General features: G+C 72.3%; 19 protein-coding genes. 16 read left to right on the forward strand and 3 right to left on the reverse strand.

Translation table 11 applies throughout. The features are described 5' to 3' along the window. The first annotated feature begins 251 nt into the window (after positions 1-251). The 10 genes from M8330_RS12655 to M8330_RS12705 all read left to right on the forward strand — a co-directional run bounded on the left by M8330_RS12655 (position 252) and on the right by M8330_RS12705 (position 12,694). Positions 252-1,148 carry an ABC transporter ATP-binding protein gene (locus M8330_RS12655; RefSeq protein WP_250827623.1) on the forward strand — a complete coding sequence of 299 codons (897 nt, stop codon included), beginning with the start codon at positions 252-254 and terminating at the stop codon, positions 1,146-1,148. Then, positions 1,145-2,005 carry an ABC transporter ATP-binding protein gene (locus M8330_RS12660; RefSeq protein ID WP_250827624.1) on the forward strand — a complete coding sequence of 287 codons (861 nt, stop codon included), beginning with the start codon at positions 1,145-1,147 and terminating at the stop codon, positions 2,003-2,005. The genes M8330_RS12655 and M8330_RS12660 overlap by 4 nt, the downstream gene beginning before the upstream one ends. 89 nt (positions 2,006-2,094) lie before the next feature. After that, positions 2,095-3,576, forward strand: a complete 1,482-nt coding sequence (locus M8330_RS12665) for an MFS transporter (protein WP_250827625.1) — start codon at positions 2,095-2,097, stop codon at positions 3,574-3,576. Further along, positions 3,573-4,616 (forward strand): ABC transporter permease, encoded by a 1,044-nt coding sequence (locus tag M8330_RS12670; protein WP_250827626.1) that lies wholly within the window; start codon positions 3,573-3,575, stop codon positions 4,614-4,616. The genes M8330_RS12665 and M8330_RS12670 overlap by 4 nt, the downstream gene beginning before the upstream one ends. After that, positions 4,616-5,455 (forward strand): ABC transporter permease, encoded by an 840-nt coding sequence (locus M8330_RS12675; RefSeq protein WP_250827627.1) that lies wholly within the window; start codon positions 4,616-4,618, stop codon positions 5,453-5,455. The genes M8330_RS12670 and M8330_RS12675 overlap by 1 nt, the downstream gene beginning before the upstream one ends. A gap of 69 nt (positions 5,456-5,524) precedes the next feature. After that, positions 5,525-7,237, forward strand: a complete 1,713-nt coding sequence (locus M8330_RS12685; protein ID WP_308196285.1) for an ABC transporter substrate-binding protein — start codon at positions 5,525-5,527, stop codon at positions 7,235-7,237. 169 nt (positions 7,238-7,406) lie between these two features. After that, positions 7,407-8,888, forward strand: coding sequence for an MFS transporter (locus M8330_RS12690; protein ID WP_250827628.1), 1,482 nt, complete (start codon positions 7,407-7,409; stop codon positions 8,886-8,888). Then, positions 8,885-10,321, forward strand: coding sequence for an MFS transporter (locus M8330_RS12695; RefSeq protein WP_250827629.1), 1,437 nt, complete (start codon positions 8,885-8,887; stop codon positions 10,319-10,321). The genes M8330_RS12690 and M8330_RS12695 overlap by 4 nt, the downstream gene beginning before the upstream one ends. Further along, on the forward strand, positions 10,309-11,790 hold the full coding sequence (locus tag M8330_RS12700) for an MFS transporter (protein ID WP_250827630.1): 1,482 nt from the start codon (positions 10,309-10,311) through the stop codon (positions 11,788-11,790). The genes M8330_RS12695 and M8330_RS12700 overlap by 13 nt, the downstream gene beginning before the upstream one ends. Next, positions 11,783-12,694, forward strand: a complete 912-nt coding sequence (locus M8330_RS12705) for an AEC family transporter (protein WP_250827631.1) — start codon at positions 11,783-11,785, stop codon at positions 12,692-12,694. Before M8330_RS12700 ends, M8330_RS12705 begins: the two co-directional genes overlap by 8 nt. Before the next feature lie 46 nt (positions 12,695-12,740). On the opposite strand, the gene M8330_RS12710 is transcribed toward M8330_RS12705, so the two are convergent. Further along, positions 12,741-14,339, reverse strand: coding sequence for a UTRA domain-containing protein (locus M8330_RS12710; protein WP_250827632.1), 1,599 nt, complete (start codon positions 14,337-14,339; stop codon positions 12,741-12,743). A gap of 160 nt (positions 14,340-14,499) precedes the next feature. Here M8330_RS12710 and M8330_RS12715 point away from each other — a divergent pair, with 160 nt between their 5' ends. Further along, positions 14,500-15,474: a ketopantoate reductase family protein gene (locus M8330_RS12715; protein ID WP_250827633.1), complete on the forward strand. Its 975-nt coding sequence runs from the start codon at positions 14,500-14,502 to the stop codon at positions 15,472-15,474. A gap of 32 nt (positions 15,475-15,506) precedes the next feature. On the opposite strand, the gene M8330_RS22470 is transcribed toward M8330_RS12715, so the two are convergent. Beyond that, the gene (locus M8330_RS22470; protein WP_308196286.1) at positions 15,507-17,279 is read right to left on the reverse strand and encodes a phospholipase D family protein; all 1,773 of its coding nucleotides are present in this window, start codon (positions 17,277-17,279) and stop codon (positions 15,507-15,509) included. Between the two features lie 119 nt (positions 17,280-17,398). Here M8330_RS22470 and M8330_RS12725 point away from each other — a divergent pair, with 119 nt between their 5' ends. Beyond that, positions 17,399-18,406 carry a DUF2332 domain-containing protein gene (locus tag M8330_RS12725; RefSeq protein ID WP_250827634.1) on the forward strand — a complete coding sequence of 336 codons (1,008 nt, stop codon included), beginning with the start codon at positions 17,399-17,401 and terminating at the stop codon, positions 18,404-18,406. 81 nt (positions 18,407-18,487) lie between these two features. Here the strand turns inward: M8330_RS12725 and M8330_RS12730 are convergent, their stop codons facing one another. Then, entirely contained in the window at positions 18,488-18,685 is a 198-nt protein-coding gene (locus M8330_RS12730; RefSeq protein WP_250053755.1) for a hypothetical protein, read from the reverse strand. Positions 18,686-19,112: 427 nt separating this feature from the next. Here M8330_RS12730 and M8330_RS12735 point away from each other — a divergent pair, with 427 nt between their 5' ends. From M8330_RS12735 to M8330_RS12750, 4 genes are all read left to right on the forward strand, one after another. Then, positions 19,113-20,156, forward strand: coding sequence for an iron-siderophore ABC transporter substrate-binding protein (locus M8330_RS12735; protein ID WP_250827635.1), 1,044 nt, complete (start codon positions 19,113-19,115; stop codon positions 20,154-20,156). A 75-nt stretch (positions 20,157-20,231) separates the two neighbouring features. Then, positions 20,232-21,245 carry a FecCD family ABC transporter permease gene (locus M8330_RS12740; protein WP_250827636.1) on the forward strand — a complete coding sequence of 338 codons (1,014 nt, stop codon included), beginning with the start codon at positions 20,232-20,234 and terminating at the stop codon, positions 21,243-21,245. After that, positions 21,242-22,300, forward strand: a complete 1,059-nt coding sequence (locus M8330_RS12745) for a FecCD family ABC transporter permease (RefSeq protein WP_250827637.1) — start codon at positions 21,242-21,244, stop codon at positions 22,298-22,300. The genes M8330_RS12740 and M8330_RS12745 overlap by 4 nt, the downstream gene beginning before the upstream one ends. 22 nt (positions 22,301-22,322) lie before the next feature. Then, complete coding sequence (locus M8330_RS12750) at positions 22,323-23,135, forward strand: ABC transporter ATP-binding protein (protein WP_250827638.1); 813 nt, start codon at positions 22,323-22,325, stop codon at positions 23,133-23,135. Positions 23,136-23,137 lie beyond the last annotated feature (2 nt).

Genomic DNA, 23,137 nt, shown 5'->3' on the forward strand with positions numbered 1-23,137 from the left:
TCCCGCCCACCCCCCCCCCCTTCCGCCCCGCCGGGGGCCGGGACCGGGGGGCCGCCCGCCCCCCGGGGGCGGCCCGACGCCCGGACGGCGATTCGCACGAGGTGGCGTAAGAGAACTGTCACCGCGGCCTGCGGCCGTCGTGACACGCGCTTCCTAGTTTCAACGCAACGGACCGGTGGGGGACGAACCCGGCCGATCCACCCCCGCGGCGTGGCGGGCCAGACACGAGAGAGAACGAGGGAACTGCTGCCATGAGCACAACTTCGGACCAGCTTCTCAGCATCAAGGACGGGTACGTCTACTACGCAGGGAAGGCGGGGGCCAAGGTGCCCGCCGTCAAGGGTGCGTCCTTCGACATCGCCCCCGGTGAGCACGTCGCGATCGTCGGGGAGTCAGGCTCTGGCAAGACCACGCTCGCGCTGGCGGTCGCCGGCCTCCTGACCGCTGCCGGCGCCTCGTGCGAGTTCGGCGAGTTCGTCTTCGACGGCCGCACGATCGAGCGCGGCAAGATCGCCCCGGTGCCCTACCGCACGCCCGGCACCTCGATGGTCTTCCAGAACGCCATGACCTCGCTCGACCCGGTCGCCACCATCGGCAGCCAGTTCGTCGACGTCCTGCGCGGCCTCTCGCGCATCAGCAGGAAGAAGGCCCGCGCCGTGGCCGCCGAGTGGCTGGTCAGTGTCGGTCTGCACGACACGGACCGCATCCTCAAGCTGCGTCCCTACGAGCTCTCCGGAGGCATGCGTCAGCGCGTGATGCTCGCCCTCGCACTGTGCTCGGAGCCCAAGCTGCTCCTGGCCGACGAGCCCACCAGCGCCCTGGACGCCTCGGTCTCGCGCGACGTGATGGACCTGCTGCGCTCGATGACCGAGCGCACGGGCGCCAGCCTCCTGATCGTCACCCACGACATCGACCTGGTGCGGCTCTACGTCGACAAGGTCGTCGTCATGTACCACGGCGAGGTCGTGGACGTGTGCAACGCCGGCCGCATCGAGGAGGAGGCGCAGCACCCCTACACCCTCGCGCTGACCCGCTGCGTGCCGACCCTCGACGCCTACAACCTCGATCGACTGCCCACGCTCGACGAGACGATGACCGCCGGCTTCCGGCGCGGCGAGGGCGAGTCCAAGGCGGCGATGTCCGCATGAGCACCCCCACGTCTGGAGTCGAGATCGTGCCCGATCCCCAGGAGCCCCGGAAGCCCCCGGTGGTGACCCTGCAGGCCGAGAAGCTGACCCGTGTCTTCGGCCGCGGCCCCTCACGGCACGTGGCCGTGCAACCGCTGGACCTGCAGATCGACACGAGCACCGCGCTCGGCATCGTCGGTGAGTCGGGCTCCGGCAAGTCGACTCTCTCGCGCCTGCTCGTCGGGCTCGACACCCCGACCGCCGGCGAGGTCCTGATCGACGGCACCCGCATCTCCCAGCTCATGTCCACACCGTCCGGCATGCGGCGCTTTCGCGCGACCGTCCAGTACGTCGCGCAGGACACCTTCTCCAGCTTCGACCCCCGCCGGACGTTGCGCGACTCCGTCGCCACGCCCCTGCGCGTGCTGCGCGGGGTGAAGGGGGAGGAGGCGGAGGCGGAGATCCGCGAGGTGCTCACCCTGCTCCAGCTCGACCCCGGGTTCCTGGACCGCTACCCCGGCCAGATCTCCGGCGGTCAGCGCCAGCGCTTCGCCCTGGCACGCTCGCTCGTGGTCCGCCCACGCATCCTGATGTGCGACGAGGTGGTCTCCGCTCTCGACGTCTCCGTGCAGGGCGCCGTGCTCAACATGATCCGCGAGTACTGCGAGACGCACTCGGTCGGCCTCGGCTTCGTCTCCCACGGCCTGCCGGCCACGGCCTTCATCTCCAGCACCCTGCTGGTGATGAAGTACGGCGAGGTCGTCGAGCACGGCCCGACCAAGGACGTCATCGAGAACCCGCAGCACCCCTACACGCGGTCGCTGCTCGACGCCTACCGGCGCGGTCCGGCCGAGATCAAGGCGGACTCGGTCGCATGATCCAGCACTCGACGGCCGGTCGGTCCGTCCCCTCCGCGGGACGGCCGACCCCCCTGGTGGACGGGCCGCATCCGCACCCGTGGCTCGTCGTGACCGTGACCACGCTCGGCAGCCTGCTGATGTTCCTCAACAGCTCCTCGGTCAGCGTCGCCCTGCCTGCCATCTCCTCGGAGATGGGCGTCACCACGGTGCTCGCCGACTGGGTGCTGCTGGGGTACATGCTCTCGCTGACCGCCGGCGTCCTCGTCTTCTCCCGCCTGGGCGACCTGCACGGTCGCCGCCACCTCTACATCGGTGGGCTGGTCGTGATGATCGTGGCCAGCCTGCTGGCCGCCCTGAGCGGCAACATCTGGGTGCTCGTCGTGCTGCGGGTCCTCCAGGGCCTCGCGGCCGCGGCGATCATCCCCAACGCCAACGCGATCATCTCGGACGCCTTCGAGAGCGACCGCCTGGCGCTGGGCCTGAGCGTCAACATCATGATGGCCTCGGCCGCCATGATCCTGGGCCCGGTCGTCGGTGGCTGGCTCCTGGAGCTGTTCGGCTGGCGCAGCATCTTCGTCGTCAACGTGCCGTTCGGTCTCGTGGCGGTCGGGCTGGCGCTGGCAGTGCTGCGGCGCGACGCTCGCACGCCGCAGGCGGGCGAGCGGCTGGACGTGCGCGGCGCCGTGCTCGCAGCGGTGGCGCTGGTCGTCCTGATCCTGGCCCTCAAGCGCTTCTCCGGCGCGGGTTCGGCACTCTCGGCCCTGGGCCTGCTGGCCCTCGGCGCGGTGCTGCTCGCGGTCTTCGTCGCCCACGTCCGCCGGGTCCCCAGCCCGCTGGTCGACGTCGCAGTCATGACGGACCGCTCCCGCGCCCTGGCCTACGCCACCGCGTTCCTCATGTCCTTCCCCCAGTCCGGGGCGATGCTCCTGGTCGTCCTCTACCAGCAGATCGTCCGGGGCACCTCGGCCGTGGACGCCGGCATCGCCGTCGCGGTGCTCGCCGGCGCGATCGTGGTCACCAGCCCCCTGGCAGGGTGGCTGGCCCGGACGTTCGCCCCGCGCTCGGTCTCCTCGGCCGGCTGCGCGATGAGCGCCCTCGGCTACGTGGCTCTCGCTGTCGCCGTCGGCGGCGACGCACCGGGCGTGCTGTTCTACGGCGGGCTCGTGCTGGTCGGCGCCGGCAACGGCGTCTTCACGGCCCCGAACACGGCGGCCATCATGGCCGAGCTGCCGGCCTGGCGCCGCGGCATCGCCAACGGCGTCCGCTCGGTGATGTTCAACAGCGCCCAGACCATGGGCACGGCGGTGGCCCTCGTCCTCGTGACCGTCGGCCTGTCCGCCGCCGGTCACGACACCTACGACGTCGTGGCCACCGACGACACCGTCGTCGCCGGCTTCCGGGTCGCGTGCCTCCTGCTGGTCCTCAGCGCGGTCGCCGCGACGCTCACCTCTCTGGCCCGCGGTGGTGCCTGGCTCGTCCAGCGTCCCGCCGCCGGTGCTCCCGCACCTTCCTCCACCCCCTCTCCCCTCGACGCACCCAACGACGCCGTCGTCGACCCGATCATCGACCCGGACGGAGCACGCGCATGAAGGCGTACCTCTCCCGCAACCGGTGGTGGATCAACCGGACCCTCGTCCTCCCGCTCCACCTCCTGATCTTCTCCATCGCAGCCTTCGCCATGGTGCGCCTCGTGCCCGGCGACCCGGTCCTGGCCAGGATCGACACCTCCAACGGCTTCAGCCAGGAGGACTACGACCGGATGGCCGAGGCCATGGGCCTCAACGGCTCCATCTGGTCGCAGGGCTGGGACTTCGTGGTCAACCTGTTCCAGGGCGACCTCGGCACCTCGACCAGCACCTCGCGGCCCGTGTGGACCGAGATCATGGACCGGCTCCCCGCCACGCTCGAGCTGATCTTCCTCGGCCTCGGCGGTTCCGTCCTGGTCTCGCTGGTCCTCGCCTTCGTCTGGCTCCAGACGGACAACCGCGTCGTGCGTCGGGTGCTGGACGGCTACCGCAACCTCACCGGCGCCCTGCCGGACTTCGCGGTGGCGATCCTCTCGATCGTCGTGTTCTTCGTGCTCATCCCGATCGCGCCGGCACCGATCGGCCGCCTCACGCCGGGCACCTCGGAGCCGCTCGTGACGGGTCTCCCGCTGCTCGACACCGTGCTGGTCGGCCGGTTCGACCTGACGGCACAGATGGCCGCCCACTACGTCCTGCCCGTCGCCGTCCTGGTCTTCATCCACGCCTCCGGCATCTGGCGCCAGCTGAGCCTGGGCATCGAGGAGCAGGTCTCGGAGCCGCCCACCCTGTTCAAGATCGCCTCCGGCGCGACCCGACGCTCCGTCTTCCGCAGCATCCTGCGACGCTCGGCGGCCTCCTCGATCGTCACCCTGGGCAACAAGTTCGGTGCCCTGCTCGGCGGCGTGATCGTCATCGAGCAGCTGTTCGGCTTCGGCGGCGTCGGACAGTTCGCGCTCGACTCCGTGCGGACGCTCGACTTCCCCGGCCTCCAGGGCTTCCTCATCGTCATCGCAGGCCTCTGCCTGGTCGGCTTCTTCCTGGTCGACATCGCCAACATGCTGCTCGACCCCCGTCGGCGGCCCGGAGTGAGGGTGGACGCCTGATGCGTGTGCTGACATTTCTCAAGCAGGTCCCCGTCCTCTCGCTGGTAGGCGCCTTCGCGCTCCTCTTCTTCGTGATCTTCGGCGGCATGCTGGCGCCCTACGACCCCGAGCGGGTCGTGACGGGCGCCCTCCAGTCCCCGAGCACGGAGCACTGGTTCGGCACCGACGCCACCGGCATGGACGTGTTCTCCCGCGTGATGGCGGGCGCCCAGATCGACATCGCCCTGGCGCTCGTCGTGACCGTGGTCGCGACGGTCGCCGGAGTCGTCCTCGGCATCGTCATCGGGACGTTCGAGTCGCGCCGCGGGCTCGCGGGCATGGCCGGCCGTGGCATCACGCGCTTCCTCGACCTCACCGACGCCGTGCCTCCCCTGGTCATCGGCGTGGTGATCGTGGGCCTGATGGGGGCGACGCTGACGAGCCTCAGCATCGCGCTGGCGCTGATCATGAGCCCGGTCCAGGCGCGCCTGACCCGTGCCGAGGTGCTCAAGGTCCGCAACGACGCCTACGTGGAGGCCGGCCTGATGGCCGGGCTCCGACCGATGCAGGTGACGTTCCGCCACGTGCTCCCCAACTCGATGCGACCCGCCATCGAGAACTGCTCGACGGTGTTCGGCTTCTCCGTCATCGTGCTGGCCTCGCTGGGCTTCCTCGGCGTCGGCCTCAACCCGCCCACGCCGGAGTGGGGCAACATGATCTCCTCCGGCGTCTCGGGCGTGATGCTCGGCAGCTGGTGGCCGGTCCTGTTCCCGGCCCTGGCCCTCATGCTCGCGGTGATCGCGGCTGCTGCTGTCGCAGGCCTGCTCACCCGACTCAGCCGCGGACCCGCCGCGCGCTGAGCCAACCCCTGGTGCAGTGCCGCACCACCGCTCCTTGCTGCTGCTCGACCCACTCTCACCGGAGGAACCGTGAAGAACCGCCTCTCGCCCCAGGGCCAGGCTCCCGCCCGTAGCGACATCCCGCAGCTCCAGCGCCGGAGCTTCCTGCTCGGCTCGTTGGGCGTCGCCGCCGTCGCCGCCCTGTCCGCCTGTGCCGACCAGTCCACCGCGTCCAGCACCTCCGGCTCCAGCGGCGGCTCCGGGGACACCTCCGAGATCGTCGTCGCCGTCTCCGCGCTCGCCGCGTCCCTCAACGGCGTCCTGGACGGCAACGGCATCTCGCTGCAGGCCTTCGAGCTCAACGCGAACCTGCAGGCCGGCCTCGTGCGCAACCCCTACATCGACGACGAGACCGAGGGCTGCGTCGTCCAGGACTTCAACACCTACGTCGGCTACGTCGCGGACTCCTACGACGTCTCCGAGGACGGCCTCACCTACACGTTCCACATGCGTGACGGCTACACGGACGTCGAGGGCAACGCGATCACCGCCGACGACGTCGTGTACTCCTTCGAGCGCAAGTGGGCCTCCGAGAGCTACTCGACCGCCTCGTGGGGCGACTTCAAGGGCCCGGACGCCGTCACCAAGGTCGACGACATGACCGTCCAGATCGAGATCCCGAGCGCCGGCTTCGGCCTCACGTTCCTGGGTCTGCTCGCGAACCTCCAGGGCCACATCTACTCCAAGACCATCCTGGACGCGAACGCCACCAAGGACGACCCGTACGCCATGACCTGGTCCGCCCAGAACGGCGGCTGGGGCCTCGGCCCCTACTACATGGAGTCGCAGACCGCCGACCAGGAGATGGTGCTGGTCGCGAACCCGAACTACGCCTACGGCGAGCCGGAGGTCAAGAAGGTCACGCTCCGCGTCGTCACCGACGCGGGAACCCGCGCCAGCCTGATGAAGTCCGGCGACGTGATCCTCTCCGAGGACATCCTGCCCAACGACCAGGCGACCCTCGCCGAGGACTCCAGCCTGACCGTGCCGGTGGTCGGCGACCCGATCGAGTACGTCGACCTGACGCTCGTCACGAACAAGGCTCCGTTCAACGACCTCAAGGTCCGCCAGGCCTTCATGAACGCGATCCCCTACGAGCAGATCATCGAGGAGGTCTACGCCGGTCGAGCCGTGCTGAAGAAGGGCAACATCAACCCCTCGACCAAGGGCTACACCACCGACGGCATCCCGGACATGGTCTACGACGTCGACAAGGCGAAGTCCCTCCTCGCCGAGGCGGGCATGGACTCGCTCGACTTCACCCTCACCGTGTCCACGGCGACGCAGGACCTGGTCAACCTGTGCATCCTGATCCAGTCCTACGCCGCTGACGCCGGCTTCAACGTCGAGGTCGAGCAGCTCTCGGCCGCCGAGTTCGGCACCGCCCGCTCGGGTGCGACGAAGCAGGCGATCCTCTACCGCAACCGCGCTCAGGTGCAGACGCCGGAGTACTCCTGCATCACCTTCTTCAAGCCGGGCGACGACCCCTCGAGCCCCTCGCGCTGGAGCGACGAGCTCAACGACCAGTTCTGGGACGAGGTCGACGCGGCCCGAGCGCTGCCCGACCAGCTCAGCGACGAGGCAGGCGAGCACTGGAACGCTGCCCAGACGATCATGGTCACGGCCGCCGCCGAGATCTTCATCTGCGCGATCCAGCCGACCCAGGTGTTCTCCAACTCGATCACCGGGTGGGCCTACCGCTCGGAGAACCAGAACGACTTCGGCAACTTCAGCATCAGCTGACGCCGACGTCCCCGGGTGCGGGGAGGCCTCCCGAGAAGCCTCCCCGCCCCTCGGCGTCCGCGGGTCCCGTTCCGCCCGGGACCCGCGGCGCCCTCCGCCCGCTCCCACCGAGCAGGGCCACGCACCACCCGCCGCCCCTCGACGGCGGCCCCCACGTGAAGAAGGATGTGTGGACGCAGTGCCCGCGAAGTCGCCGATGGCCGTCTTGTGGGTGACCAGCTTCGGGCTCCTGCTCCTGCTGGTGAACAACACCTCGGTGAACGTCGCCCTGCCGGAGCTCTCCGCGGAGTTCGGCGCCGAGGCCGGGCTCGCCGACTGGTTCCTCGTCGCGTTCATGCTGGCCAACACCGCGTCGATCCTGGTGTTCGGTCGCATCTCGGACCTCGTCGGGCGTCGCAAGGTCTACCTCACCGGGCTCGTGGCCTTCATGCTGGCCAGCCTCCTGGCGGCCCTGGCGCCCTCGGCCGGGTTCTTCATCGCCGTGCGCGTCGTCCAGGGCGTGGCGGCGGCGACCATCGTCTCCAACACCACTGCCATCGTGGCGGACGCCTTCCCGCCCGAGCGTCTCGCGATCGCGCTCAGCTACAACCTCACCGCGGCCTCGGTGGGCAACACGATCGGCCCCGCCGTCGGCGGCCTGCTGGTCTCCGCGTTCGGGTGGCAGTCGGTCTTCCTGGTCAACATCCCCTTCGGGGTCGTCGCCGTGGTCCTCGGCCACCGGATCATCCCGCGCACCACCTCGACGGGCCCACGGGAGCGGTTCGACCTGCCCGGTGCCGTGCTGTCGGTCGTCACGCTCGCGCTGCTGCTCTACGGGCTCAACCGGTTCGGGGTCGGCGGTGCTCTCGACCCGGCCTTCCTCGTCGCGATCACCGCCGGCGTCGCCCTCCTCGTCCTGTTCGTCACCGTCGAGCGGCGCGTCTCGTCGCCGTTGGTCGACGTCGAGCTGCTGAGGGACCGCCGTCGTGCGATCGCCTACGCGGCTGCCTTCTTCAACTCCTTCGCCCGCGCCGGGTTCACCGTGCTCGTCGTGCTGCACCAGCAGGTCGTCGAGGGCCGCAGCGCCGCGGAGGCCGGTCTCGTCGCCACGGCCATGGCGGTGGCCATGGTGGTGGCCAGCCCGCTGGCAGGCCGGCTCGCCCAGGTCCTCACCTGGCGCACGGTCTCGACAGCGGGCGGGACGCTGATGGCGCTCGGCGGCGTCGGTCTCACAGCCACGGTCGGCAACGCCCCGCTCGGGACGACGGTCACCTGCCTGGTCCTCGTGGGGCTCGGCGTGGGCCTGTTCACCGGGCCCAACACCGCAGCGGTCATGTGGGGAGTCCCCGCCAACCGACGCACGGTGGCCAACGCCGTCCGCTCAATGCTCTACAACACGGCGCAGGCGACCTCCACGTCCGTCATGCTCATCATCGTCGCCACCTCCGGCCTGGCCACCTACGCCGTGCAGAGCGCTGACCCCGCCGTGATCCGCGCCTTCGCACTGGCCTACGGCGCGGCGGTGGTGGCCGCGGTGGTGGCCACGGGCTGCGCCGTCTCCCGCGGAGGCCCCTGGCTGCGGCGCCACGTCCCCGTCACGGAACCCGCCGCCGACCGCTTGCCCGACCGGACCCAGGACGCCACCGCGGCGCGGCCCGCGGGGTCCGCGTGACCAGCCTGGCCCTCGCCCCCGACCTCCGGGTGGTCAGCGGCGCGGGAGCCCGAGTGCTGACGACCTGCGTCCTGGCCAACTTCATGGCGTACGGGACGTTCGCGGCCTTCAACGTCGCCGTGCCCGCCATGAGCCGTGAGATGGCCGGCGGCACCCGCGCCGCGAGCTGGGTCCTGCTCGCGTTCCTGCTGGCCATGTCATCGACGACCATGATCCTGGCCCGGCTCAGCGACCAGCTGGGCCGTCGCTGGTTCTACGTCGGCGGGGTCGTGGTGTACGCCGTGACCTCGCTGGTGTGCGCCGTGACTAGCTCCGACGGCCTGCTGATCGCCATGCGAGTCCTCCAGGGCGTCGCGGCGGCCGCGTCCATGGCCACCTCGACAGCGGTCATCGCCGACGTGTTCTCCGAGGCCAGCCGGCCCGCCGCCATGGGGGTCTTCATGTCGTTCGCCGGCGCCTCGGCGGTCTTCGGTCCGCTCCTGGGCGGCTGGGCGGTCGACCACCTGGGCTGGCGCGCCCTGTTCTGGGCCTCCACCGTGTTCGCGCTCGCCGCCCTGCTCACCGGCTGGGGCGCGCTGCGCCACGTGCACGCCCCGCCCCGCAGCCGGTTCACCTTCGACGTGCCGGGGTCGGTGCTGTCGGTGGTCGCGATCGTGGCGCTCGTCGGTGGCGTCCAGCGCCTGGGGGAGGAGGACGGCGGCCCCGTGGTGGCCCTGACCGGGCTGACGGTGTTCCTGATCGCCGGCGGGCTGTTCGTGCTCGTCGAGCGTCGCGCGCAGCGACCCATGGTCGACCTCGACGTGGTGACGGGCCGCCGCGCAGGCCTCTACGTCTCGGCGTTCGGCACCGCGTGCGGCCTCAACGGCCTGCTGGTGCTGATCCCGCTGTTTCTCCAGGTCAGCGAGGGCTACAGCGCCGCGGCTGCCGGGGCCGTCCTGCTGCCGATGGGCATCACCATGCTGGTCGGTGCTCCGCTGGCCGCCCTGCTCCAGCGGTGGACGACGGCCCGAAGCCTGACCGTCTGGGGCGGGCTGTCCATCGGCGTGGCCGCTCTGCTCGCCGCCGGCGTGATCGCGGCCGACCTGCCGCGGGCGGCACTGGTCCCGCTCCTCGTGGTCGCCGGGCTCGGCCACGGCATCTACCAGACCGCCCTGTCCGGGCGCCTCATGGAAGGGGTCGAGCCCCACCGCCGCGGGATCGCCAACGGCGTTCGAGCGACCCTCATCAACGGAGGCAACGCCCTGTCCACCGCAGTGGTCATCGGGACCCTGCTCCTGGTCGCCGGCCAGAACGTCATCACCCGCGGCGACGCCACCGGCGCCACCCCTGCCTTCGCGACCATCGGGCTGCTGCTCGGGGTCGTGGGGGTCCTGGGGGCCTGGGCCGCGGCCACCGCCCGCACCGCACCCCTCGAGGAGCCATGTCCCAGCTGACCCAGGGGGTCGACCGCGTGACGCGGCGGCCCTCCTCCACCGTGCGCGCCGAGCTCGGCATCCTGACCACCTGCGCGCTCAACAACTTCATGATCTTCGGGACGTTCTCGGCCCTGAGCGTCGCCATCCCCGCCGTCGCGCGCGAGCTGGAGGGCGGTGTCACCACGGCGTCGTGGATGCTCATCGGCTTCCTGCTGACGAACGCCTCGACGACGATCCTGTTCTCCAGGCTGAGCGACGAGTGGGGCCGCCGCTGGTTCTACTTCGGGGGCATCCTGACCTTCACCCTCGCCTCGGTGCTCTGCTTCTTCGTCACCGAGCCGGTCGTGCTGGTGCTGCTGCGGGCCGTCCAGGGACTGGCCTCCGCGTGCTCGACGTCGACGTCCTCCGCGGTGATCTCGGACGTCTTTCCGCCGTCGCGCCTGCCCATGGCGCTCGGGATCTTCATGGCCGTGGCCGGGCTCGGCACCCTGCTCGGCCCGATCGTCGGCGGCCTGCTCGTCGACCACTTCGGCTGGCGGTCGATCTTCGTCATGGGCGCGGCGCTGGGGGTCGGCGCCGTGGTCGTCGGCTGGGACGCGCTGAAGAACGTGCACGCTCCAGGCCTGCGGCGGTTCCGGCTGGACGTGCCGGGCACCGTGACCTCGATCGTCGGAATCGCGGCGCTCATCCTCGCCGTCCAGATGATCGGGGAGGACGTGCCCCTGGTCGTGCCGGCGGCCAGTGCCGCGGTGGCCGTGGTGTCGCTGTGGGCGTTCGCCACCGCCGAGCGTCGTTCGGACCATCCGCTCGTGGACCCTGCCGTGGTCGCCGGCACCCGCGGACGCATCTACCTCGCCGCGTTCTGCGGCGCGGTGCCCCAGACCGGTGTGGTCGTCCTGACCACTCTCTACCTCCAGCTGCTGCACGGCTCCAGCGCTGCGGAGGCCGGCCTGCACCTGTTGCCGATGGGGACCGCGATGCTGGCGGGCAGCCTCGTGGCTGGTGTCGTCCAGCGCTGGACGACACCAGCCGTGGCCAACGTCGTCGGTGCGTTCGGCGTGGCGACCGGGTCGACCGCGGTCGTGGTGGTGATCGCCACGGACGCTCCGCTGGCGTGGCTGACCGTCGCGCTGGTCGTGAGCGGCTTCTTCCAGGGCACCTACCAGGCCACCCTGGCCGCCCGCCTGCTGATCGGGGTGCCCGCCGACCGCCGAGGCATCGCCCAGGGCCTGCGGGCCACGATCATGAACGGCTCCAACGCGATCGCCACGGCCACCGTCGTCGCAGCGGTCACGTGGGTCGTGGGCGGCGGTGACCTCAGCACGGGCAGCCCCGGCAGCCTGCGGGTCGGCCTCGTCGTCGCCGCGAGCGTGCTCGCCGGGTGCGGGCTGGCCGCCGCCGTCCTCACCGCACGCGCCGAGCGCGGCAGCGGCGTCGAGGCGCAGGCCGAGCAGGAACGGACGGTGAGCAGTGCAGTCGGTGCTTGAGGGCTTCGGCACGGTCGGCGTCGTGATCGCGCTGGGCGCGCTGCTGGCGCACCTGGGGGTGCTCGACCTGCACGGCCAGAAGGTCCTCTCCACCGTGTCGTTCCTGGTCGCCACGCCGGCTCTGCTGGTGGTGACCCTGCAGGGCAACGACGTCTCGACGGTCTTCTCCGCCGGGATGATCGCGGTCGCCGCCGGGGTGGTGGCCACCATCGTCGGGTCCGTCCTGGTCTCCTGGCGACGGAAGGAGACGATGGGTGAGGGCGTCGTGGGGGTCATGGCCGCCACCTACGGCAACACGGGCAACCTGGGCCTACCGATCGCCACCTACGTCCTCGGGAGCGCGGTGCTGGTCGCCCCGACGATGCTGTTCCAGCTGATCCTGCTCCAGCCCGCGATCCTCACGCTCCTCGACGCGGCCCGGTCCGAGCGACGTCTGCGCGTGAGCGAGGTCCTGCTCCGGCCCGTGCGCAACCCGATCACGATCGGCGCCTTCGTGGGCATCGCGATGGTCGTCCTGGGCTGGAGCCTGCCCGGTTGGCTGGGCGACCCCGTGGACCTGATCGGCAACCTCGCCGTGCCGTGCATGCTCCTCGCCTACGGCGTCTCGCTGCGCCTCGGGCCCCTGCCCGGGCGTGGCGTCGCGCCGTCGGTGCTCTGGGGACGGGTCGGGATGAAGCTCCTGCTGCAGCCGTTGGTCACCTACCTCACCGGGCACTACCTGCTCGGGCTCGACGGGGCGGAGCTGCTGGCCGTCGTGGTGCTCTCGGCGCTGCCGACGGCCCAGAACACGTTCGTCATCGCCACGCGCTACGGCACGGGGCAGGTGATGGCCCGCGACGTCATCTTCGTCAGCACCCTCCTGAGCGTCCCGGCCATCGCCCTCATCGCCTGGTTGCTGAGCTGAGGGCGGGTCCCTGCCTCGCCGGGCACGGTCGGGGGGTCGTGCCGGGTCAGGCGGCCGAGCCCTCGACCGCGTCCGAGACGACCTGGCTGACGCCCAGGGACACGCGGCCGCCCGCGATGTAGCTGTGGGTCAGCTCGCGGACCGTCCCGTCCACGTCGCGCATGACACGCTCCAGCAGCATCACGGTCGAGCCCTCGGGGACGCGCAGCCGCTTGGAGATCTGGGCGTCCGCGGTGACGGCGTGCACCCACGAGTCGATGCTCCCGACCAGGGTTCCGTACGAGGCGAAGAACAACCGACCGTAGTCGGCCTCACGGGTCTCGCAGGTCAGCGGACGGGGCGTGCGCTGGTGGCCGTCGGTGTACCGGATGAAGAGCATGAGCGGCTGGCCGTCCCGGCGGAAGACGTGCTCGTCGCGGTTGATCCGACCCTCCCGGGCGGGCACCACGTCCTCGAGGAAGGGCGGCGTGACCACACGGGTCGAGCTGGCGACCTCGCTCTGGTAGCGGTGCTGCTCGTCGTCGCGGTAGGGGCGTCCTGAGCCGAGCTCGAAGGCGAACACCGACTCGACGACCCGGATGACGCCCTCGGGGTCGCGCTCGAGCAGGCCCTCGCGGTGCAGTCGGCCGAGCGCCCGCCTGGTGCACTCCTCGTCCGCCCCGAACTGGCTCGCGACGCAGGCCGGGACGATGACGGAGCCGACGGGCAGCTGCCCGTCGCGGACGCAGGCGCGGATCTCCTCGACCAGGTCGAGCACGGAGGTCCGGGGCCGCAGGTCCGGGGCGTGACGCGCGTGCGTGGCGTCCGCCGGCGCGTCGCTCGCGTCCAGCCCGATCGGCGGCAGCGACCGTCCCGGGACCGGGCTCGCCGCCACGTGGGCGGACATGTTCACGCGGGAGGCCACGTAGTGGCTGACGGAGTACTCGCGGGGAGTGCCCCCGGCGTCCTTCAGGACCCGCGACTTCACCAGCAGCGGCGTGCCGACCGGGACGTGCAGGAGCTGCGCGGCCTCGGCCGTGGCGGACGTGGCACCGACCCAGCAGTCGATCCCGGCGAGGGGCTGGCCGTAGGTGCGCTCGAACAGGGCGGAGAAGTCCCCGTCGGCCGGGCCGGGGACGAGGGGGCGGTCGATGCCCTCGGCCAGGGTGTAGCGGCTGTACAGCATCGCCGGGCAGCCGTTCATCGAGTCGACGCAGCGGGAGAGGTGAACGCGGTCGGCCGCGGTGGCGAGCATGCGTCGCGTGACGGGGGACGAGGGGACCCAGCGAGCCTCCACGGGGTGGATCTGGTGCTCGCCGGGGACGGCGTCGCCCCAGCCCACGCCCAGGTTCAATGGGACGTCGAGCAGCTCGGCGACCACGGCGGTGCCGCGCCGCGGGAAGCGGGAGACCAGACCAGCCTCGGCGAGCATCTTCAACGCTCCACGGACGCTGTTGCGACTGGCGGAGAGGAGGGGGATGAGGGTGTCCTCGTCCAACCGGTCGTCCGTCTTGATCGCGCCGTGGCGGAGGCTGGCGACCAGGGCGCCGTGCGCCATGACCACGGAGGGGACCCGCGGGTCGGCGCCGGGTGGGACGCGCGTGCGGGCCGCGCGCCGGTGGGCGGCGCGACGGTCGGCTTCGCTGGCGAGGTGCGGGTTCGGCATTCCAGCCTCCGGGGGAAGGTTACGGACGGTGCTGCACCAGGGTCCTCCGGCCCTGTTTCAGGGCCGTACAACAGTTGTTGCGCATCCGGGGCGGTCGTGTCTCAGACACATTTCTGCCGGCGCAATGGCGGGGCAACCTCGGTCTCCTACCTTCGTGGCCGTGCACTACGTCATCTATGGAGCAGGAGCGGTCGGCGGCGTCATCGGGGGCAACCTCCATCGCGCCGGGAGCCGCGTCACCCTCGTCGCCCGAGGTGCCCACCTGGAGGCCATCCGTGAACGCGGTCTCGTGCTGGACACCGAGGCGGGACCGTTGACGCTGGACGTCGACACCGCGGCGAACGCCGGTGAGGTGGAGTGGACCGAGGACACGGTCGTGATGCTGTGCGTGAAGTCGCAGCAGACGGCGGCCGCGCTCGAGGACCTCCAGCGGCACGCGCCGCCCTCGACCCCGGTCGTGGCCGTCCAGAACGGCGTCGCGAACGAGGCGACCATCCTCCGGGTCTTCCCGCGCGTCTACTCGATCTGTCTCGTGCCCCCGGCCAGCCACCTGGAGCCGGGCGTGGTCGTCCAGGACTCCGCCACGGCCCCGGGGGTGCTCGAGGTGGGCCGCTACCCCGGCGGCTCGGACGAGCTCGCCGTCGCGATGGCCGGAGATCTCGAGGCCGCCGGCTTCGTGGCCTCGGCCCGCGAGCAGGTGATGGCGTGGAAGTACCGCAAGCTGATCGCCAACCTCGGCAACGGCGTGGGCGCCAGCTTCGTCGACGACGAGTCCGCGGTCGAGCTCACCCGGCTCGCCCGCCTGGAGGGCGAGTCGGTGCTCGCTGCGGCCGGCATCCAGCTCGTCAGCGCCCAGGACGACCTCGACCGCCGTGGTGACCACATCGCGCGGCGGGGCCACCGCAAGTCGGCGGCCGCCGGCAGCTCCACCTGGCAGAGCATCTCGCGAGGCGTCGGCAACGTGGAGATCGACTACCTCTCGGGGGAGATCGTCATGCTCGGTCGGTTGCACGGAGTGCCCACCCCGGTCAACGAGCACGTGCAGCAGACCACCTCGCGGCTGGCGCGTGAGCGTCTCGCTCCCGGAAGCGTGGACGCGGCGCCGTTCCTGGCCTCGGTGAGCGGCGCCGTCTGACGGAGGGTCCGACACGGTGGCGCCGGCGGGGGTCACGCTCCCGCCGGCGGCCGCCCGTCCGGGTCGAACGCCTTCTCGTAGAGCATCGGCGCCCAGAGCATCTGGGCCCGGTTCAGCTGCGGGGGCGCGAGCCGGCGCAGCCGGCCGGGGGGACGGGTGCCCGAGACCCCGGCGCGGCCCACGATCCCGGTGGCCTCCGCGTCCGCACGGGCCCGGGCGTCGTCCTTCCACGACGTCGCGCGCCAGGAGTCGGCGAGCCGGGCAGGCACCTTGGCGGCCAGCTGCTCCCGCACGTGCGGGCGGGAGCCGACGACGCGGCGCACGACGCGCCCACGCACGCCAGACTCCGGCTCGGGCTCCGGGTCAGCCCCGCCGGCGAACCACTCGTCGAGGGCGTCGGCACACGCGACCATCGCGTCGAACAGCTCGTGCGGGTCGCTCGGCACCGCCTCGGCCTCGCAGCCCAGGTGCTCGGCCACGAGGGTGCGCAGGAGGACCCGGGGGAAGGAGTCGGCCGGCGCCGGGTCGTCGAGGCTGCCGCGCGAGTCGAGCACCGCGACGGCGACCTCGGAGTCGTGCGTCCAGGAGCGGCGGTTGAGGTTGTCGGAGCCGACGCTGGCCCAGCGGCCGTCGACCACGCAGGTCTTGGCGTGCACGTAGACGGGCAGCCCGGCCTCGTTGCTGAGCCCGAACACGGCGACGCGGTCGCCGCCGGCGTCCATGATCCTGCTCATCGCGAGGCTGCGGCCGTAGAGCTGGGGCACCCGGTGCAGCGGGTCCTCCTCGTCCGGCACCAGCGGCAGCACGAAGACGCAGCGCAGCTCGGGGTTGGCGCGCAGCGCCTGTGCGTAGTGGTCGCCGACCTCCTCGGACCACAGGTACTGGTCCTCGACGTAGACGAGCTTCTCGGCGTTGCCGAGCGCCTTGAGGTTGCCGTTCATCACCGACCGCTCGCCGGTGGGGGCGAAGTCGAAGCCGCGGGGGGCCAGGTGCGGGTAGGTGCGCAGCACCTGGACGACGTCGTGCGCACCGTCCGGCGCGGGAGGGGCCGGCCACTGCTCGCCGAGGGGACGCGGCTCGAGGCTCTCGCCCTGCACCTTGCTGCTCAGCCAGCGGCCGGGGTTGATGGTGAGGGGCAGCGAGTCCTGCCAGCGCTCGCGGAACGTGGTCTCGACGTCGTGCACCGCGGGCCCGGTGACGGCCGCCTGCACGTCGTGCCAGCCGGGGGTGGAGCCGTAGGCCGTGGCGAGCCGGGTCTCCGGCTGCTCGTCACCGGCGTGCGCCTCGTCGTCGCGGCGGCTGTGGCACAGGTCGATGCCACCGACGTAGGCGACGTCGCGCGTGGGGTCGTCGCGGTGCCGCAGCACGACGAGCTTCTGGTGGTGGCTGCCGCGGGCGCGAACCCGCATGTCGCGCAGGCACTCGCCGCCTGCCTCGCCGATCGCGACGCCCAGCTGGAGGTGGCCCTCGGCGGAGTAGCCGAGCCGCGACCAGTGCGAGCGCCACAGCAGGCCGCGCACGTCCACGCCCCGCTCGAGTGCCGCGACGAGGACGTTGGTCAGCGTGCTGTCGGGGTCGTCGGTGAGCTGCTCGTCGGGGTCGCCGCGCCAGTCGGTGAAGTAGAAGCGGTCGCCCTCGCCCATCGCGGAGATCCGCGCGTGCAGCTCGGCCATGTAGTGCTTGCCGTGGACGAGCGGACGGACGGTGTTGCCCTGCGACCAGGCGGTGCCGTCGGAGCGGTGGTCGTCGATGGTGGCCTGCGGGTTCTCCCGCTCCTGCGGTGTCAGCATCCAGTCGACGATCACCGGCCCATCCTTCACCCCCGGGGGTTCCCCTTCTCGCCCCCAGGGGTGAGCGGGCCGGCGTGACGGGGGTCGCTGCCTGGCCCCGCCGTGGCCGCGCCCGACCCGCTAGCGTCGCGGGCATGGAGCCCTACGCCGCCGTGGCGGAGTCCTACGCGGACTTCGCGTCCTACGCCCGCGCCGACTCCGCGACGATGGCCGACTGGGCCGAGGGTGTCGCGGCCGACCCCGAGGTCAGCGCCTGGGTCGCGGCCCTGCCCGGCATCAAGCAGCAGCCCAACCTCGTCCTCGCCGCCGCCCGGTGGCACGGCGTGCCGGCACCCGGCCCGTACGCAGGTCTGCGCGAGGCGCTCCTGGGTGACGACGGCAGCATCATGGCGACGATCCTCGAGCGCGCCACCCAGACCAACGAGGTCGGACGCCTCGCGACGCTGCTCCCGGCCCTGGCACGCGTGGCCGAGGAGAGCGAGCGACCGCTGGCGCTGCTCGAGGTCGGCGCGTCGGCCGGGCTGTGCCTCTACCCCGACCGGTGGGGCTACGACTACGCCCTGCCCGACGGCCAGCGGGTGCTGCTGGGCGAGGAGCCCCGCCTGCCGTGCGCGGTGAAGGGGGACGAGGCACCGCCGCTGCCGAGCAGGCTGCCCGAGGTCGCGTGGCGCGGCGGGGTCGACCTGCACCCGCTCGACGTCACCGACACCGACGCCATGGCGTGGCTGGAGACGCTGGTCTGGCCCGAGCACGACGAGCGCCGCACGCGGCTGCGCGAGGCGATCGCGATCGCCCGCAGCGACCCGCCCGACCTGCGCACCGGCGACCTGGTCGAGACGCTGCCCGCGCTCGTCGAGGAAGCCTCGGAGCACGGGACCCCGGTCGTCCTGCACAGTGCCGTGATCGCCTACCTGTCGCCGGCGGACCGCGACCGCTACGACGCGCTGGTGCGCGGCCTGGTGGCGCAGGGCTCGTGCCGGTGGATCACCAACGAGGGCAAGAACGTGCTGCCGTCGGTCACCCGCAGCGGGCCGCCGATCCCGGAGGGGCACTCGACGTTCGTGCTCGGCCTGGACGGGCGGATGCTCGCGCAGACGCACGGGCACGGCCGCACCCTGCGGTGGACGGAGGCACTCCGCTGAGCCGCCCAGTCGGCTCAGCGGGCTGCTCTGCCCGGGTGTGGCGCGAATGTGGTGCGGATGTCGCGCCGGTGTGGCGCGGCTTCAGCAGGCCGGCGCGCTGCGCAGGTGGTCGTACATCTGGAGCATGGCCTCCAGCTGGTTCACCGCGTGCACGGTGACGCGGCGGCGGGCCTGGTGCGAGAGGCCGGCGCGGAGGGCGTCGCCCTCGGGTCCGGCCGGGCACACGGCGTAGCGGGCATCTGCGGGCGCGCAGGGGTCTTCCCAGAGTTCATGGAGCATGTTGGGGCATCCGTCCGTGATGGGTGTGAGGGTCCCCGCGGGCCCTCTGGGGGAGGGTGGTCCACGGGGTCTGGGTCCCCCGGCACGTCACCTCTGGGGGAGGTGGCCGTGAGGGGTGCAGACCGTCGCTGGGGGCGTCGACCTGCGGGGAACTCCCGGCAAGGATGCTCGTCCGACCTGCGGTTCCGTGCCGGTATGGACGAATTCGCCCCGCATTCCCGAGGGTTTTACGCGAGCGGGACGACCCGTCACCTGGTGGTCCGTACGGCCGGTGAGCAGGTACTCCCGTGCACTGAGCCACGCCTGCACAGGATCTTCATGCCGAGCGCGGAGGACCCCCCGGGTTGCGCCACTGAGGTAAGGCATGCCTACATTAGGTCTGCCTAACCTCGTGGCGCGCGAGCGCCGTCCTCGAATGGAGACCCCGATGCGCCTCACGCGCCGCATGCTGCCCGTCACGGCGGCCGCCGTCCTCACCGTCGCCCTCGCCGGCTGCGGCGAGGAGTCCAGCAGCGAGGAGGGCACGGCCGCGAGCAGCGCGAGCAGCAGCGCCTTCCCGGTCACGATCGACACCGCCTTCGGCGAGGTCACGATCGAGAGCAAGCCCGAGCGGATCGCCACGGTCGCGTGGATGAACCACGAGGTCCCGCTGGCCCTCGGCGTGATGCCGGTCGGCATGGCCGCCGCCAGCTACGGCGACGACGACGGGGACGGCATCCTCCCGTGGGTCGAGCCCACCGTCGAGGAGCTCGAGGCGGACGGCGCCGAGGCACCCGTCCTCTTCGACGAGACCGAGGGCATCGACTTCGAGGCCGTCGCCGACACCCAGCCAGACGTCATCCTGGCCTCCTACTCGGGCCTCACGCAGGACGACTTCGACACCCTCAGCAAGATCGCCCCGGTCGTCGCCTACCCCGAGAACGCCTGGGGCACCTCGGTCGACGACATGATCACCATGAACGCCACCGCCATGGGCATGGCCGACGAGGGCGAGGCCCTCGTCGAGCAGCTCGACACCGAGGTGGACGACTCGTTCTCCGCCCACGACGTGCTGCTCGGCAAGAAGGTGATGTTCGCCTACATCGACCCCAACGACCTGAGCACCATCGGGTTCTACACCTCGCTCGACACCCGCCCGGCGTTCCTGACCGCCCACGGCATGGAGACCCCCGACGTGGTCGCCTCCGAGTCCGAGGGCACCGACGAGTTCTACACGACCGTGAGCGCCGAGCGGGCCGACGAGCTCTCCGACGTCGACCTGATCGTCACCTACGGCGACGCCGACGGCGCCCTGCTGGCCGCCATGCAGGACGACGCCCTGCTCTCCCAGATCCCGGCCGTCGCCGAGGGTCGGGTCGCCGTGCTCGAGGACGGCACCCCGCTGGCCGCCGCGGCCAACCCGACGCCGCTGTCGATCTCGTGGGGCATCGACGACTACCTCGACGCCCTCGCGGCCCCGCTGGAGGGCTGAGCCACGCCCCCGCGTCCCGCCCCGGCCCCCGCCTCGTCCCCCACGCCCACCACGGGCACGGTCGGACGGGGCGGGGTGCCGCGTGCGCGCACCCGACCCACCCCCGTCCGCCTGGGGTGGGTGCTCGCCACGCTCGGGCTGCTCGCCCTGGCGTGCGCGGCCTCGGTCGCGTTCGGCGTGCGCGCGGTGAGCGTCTCCGACATCGCCGCGGGGCTCTCGGGCTCCACCGACACCATCGCCCAGGCCGCGGTGAGCAAGCGGGTGCCGCGCACGGTGCTCGCGATCCTGGTGGGCGCCGCGCTCGGCCTCTCCGGCGCGGTGATGCAGGGCGTGACCCGCAACCCGTTGGCCGACCCCGGCATCCTCGGTGTCACCACCGGCTCCTCCCTGGCCGTCGTCTGCGGCATCGCGTTCTTCGGGCTGAGCAGCCCGGTCGGCTACATCTGGGTGGCCATCGCGGGCGCGGCGCTGGCCGCCACCTTCGTCTACCTCGTCGGCTCGCTCGGACGCGGCGGGGCGACGCCCCTCAAGCTCGCCCTGGCCGGCGCCGCCACGTCCGCGGCCCTCTCGTCGCTGATCAGCGCGGTGCTGCTGCCGCGGATCGACGTGATGGACTCCTTCCGGTTCTGGCAGATCGGCGGCGTCGGGGGCGCGGAGACCGACAAGACGCTCCAGGTGCTGCCGTTCCTCGCCCTCGGGGTGCTGCTCAGCCTCGCCTCCGCCCGCGGCCTGAACTCGCTCGCCCTGGGCGACGACGTGGCGGCCGGCCTCGGCGCGCACGTGGGCCGCACCCGCCTCCTCGCCGCCACCGGCGCCGTGGTGCTGGCCGGCGCAGCCACGGCCGTCGCCGGCCCGATCGGCTTCGTGGGCCTCGCGGTGCCGCACGTGTGCCGGCTGCTGGTCGGCGTCGACCACCGCTGGCAGCTGCCGTTCTCGGCGCTCGTGGGCGCGGTGCTGCTGGTCGCGGCGGACGTCGTCGGCCGCCTCGTCGCCCGCCCCGAGGAGGTGGACGTCGGCATCGTGACCGCCCTGCTCGGCGCCCCGTTCTTCCTCTGGATCGTCCGCCGGCAGAAGGTGCGTGCCCTGTGAGCGTCACGACCGCCCCCGTGCCCACCGCACCCCGGCCCGGCGCCGTCGCACTCGGCCGGCGCCGCCGCACCCGCCGCCGACGCCTCGTCACCGGCGGGCTCGCGCTGCTCGCGCTGGTCCTGCTGGCCGTCTCCCTGATGCTCGGCCAGACCTTCTACTCCCCGGGCGAGGTGCTGCGCGTCCTGCTCGGCGAGACCGTGCCGGGCGCGTCGTTCACCGTCGGCGAGCTGCGCCTGCCGCGGGCCTCGCTGGCCCTGCTCAGCGGTCTCGCCCTCGGCCTGGGCGGCGTCACCTTCCAGACGATGCTGCGCAACCCGCTGGCCTCGCCCGACGTCATAGGCATCAGCTCCGGCGCGTCGGCCGCGGCCGTGATCTGCCTGGTGGTGCTCGAGGTCGGGCAGACCGCCACGTCCGTGCTGGCGATCGCGGCCGCCCTGGTCACCGCCCTGGCCATCTACCTGCTGGCCTGGAAGGACGGCGTGGTCGGCACCCGGCTGATCCTGATGGGCATCGGCGTGGCGGCGATGCTCGACAGCGTCGTCTCCTACGTCATCGTCCGGGCAGCACAGTGGGACCTGCAGGTGGCGATGCGGTGGCTGACCGGCAGCCTCAACAACGCCGACTGGGGCCGGGTGCTGCCGCTGCTCGTCGCGATCGCCGTGCTGGGCCCGCTGCTGGCCTCGCAGTCGGGCAACCTCGAGCTGCTCCAGCAGGGCGACGACTCGGCCGCCGCGCTCGGCGTGCGGGTCGAGCGGACCCGGCTGCTGTGCATCGTCGCCGGCGTCGGGCTCGTCGCGTTCGCCACCGCCGCCTCCGGGCCGATCGCCTTCGTGGCCTTCCTGGCGGGGCCGATCGCCGCCCGGGTCGTCGGGCCCGGCGGCTCCCTGCTGCTGCCGGCCGGCCTGGTCGGTGCCGTGCTCGTGCTCGCCGCCGACCTGCTCGGCCAGTACGCGTTCGGCACCCGCTACCCCGTCGGCGTGATCACCGGCGTCCTCGGGGCGCCCTACCTCGTCTACCTGCTCGTCCGGACCAACCGGGCGGGCGGCTCCCTCTGATGTCGCGCCCGAAGGAGGCATCGTGACCACTGACCACACCCTCGCCGCCGAGGCGCTGACGCTGGGCTACGGCGACCGCACCGTCGTCACGGACCTCTCGCTGGCCGTGCCGGCCGGTCAGGTGACCTGCATCGTCGGCGCCAACGCCTGCGGCAAGTCCACGCTGCTGCGGGCCATGGCGCGGCTGCTGAAGCCGCAGAGCGGGCAGGTGGTGCTCGACGGCCGCGACGTGCACCGGATGAACACCCGCGAGGTGGCGCGGACCCTGGGCCTGCTGCCGCAGTCGCCGATCGCGCCCGAGGGCATCGCCGTCGGCGACCTCGTGGCCCGCGGCCGGCACCCGCACCAGCGGCTCGTGGCCCGCTGGAGCGCCGCGGACGACGCGGCCGTCGAGGAGGCGCTGCGCGTCACCGGCACCCTCGACCTCGTCGACCGGCCCGTCGACGAGCTCTCGGGCGGGCAGCGGCAGCGGGCCTGGATCGCGATGGCCCTGGCCCAGCAGACGGACCTGCTGCTGCTCGACGAGCCGACCACGTTCCTCGACGTCGCCCACCAGGTCGAGGTGCTCGACCTGCTCACCGACCTCAACCGCGAGCGCGGCACGACCGTCGTCATGGTGCTGCACGACCTCAACCTCGCGGCGAGGTACTCCGACCACCTCGTCGCGGTCCGGCAGGGCCGGCTGCACGCGGCCGGCGACCCCGACGAGGTGCTGACCCCCGACGTCGTGCGCGACGTCTTCGGCCTGGAGTCCCAGGTCGTGCCCGACCCGGTCTCCGGGCGGCCCCTGGTGCTGCCGGTCGGCCGGCACCGGGTCGTGGCGGCCACGGCCTGAGC

The sequence above is a fragment of the Nocardioides bruguierae genome, assembly GCF_023656415.1.
Lineage (GTDB): Bacteria > Actinomycetota > Actinomycetes > Propionibacteriales > Nocardioidaceae > Nocardioides > Nocardioides bruguierae.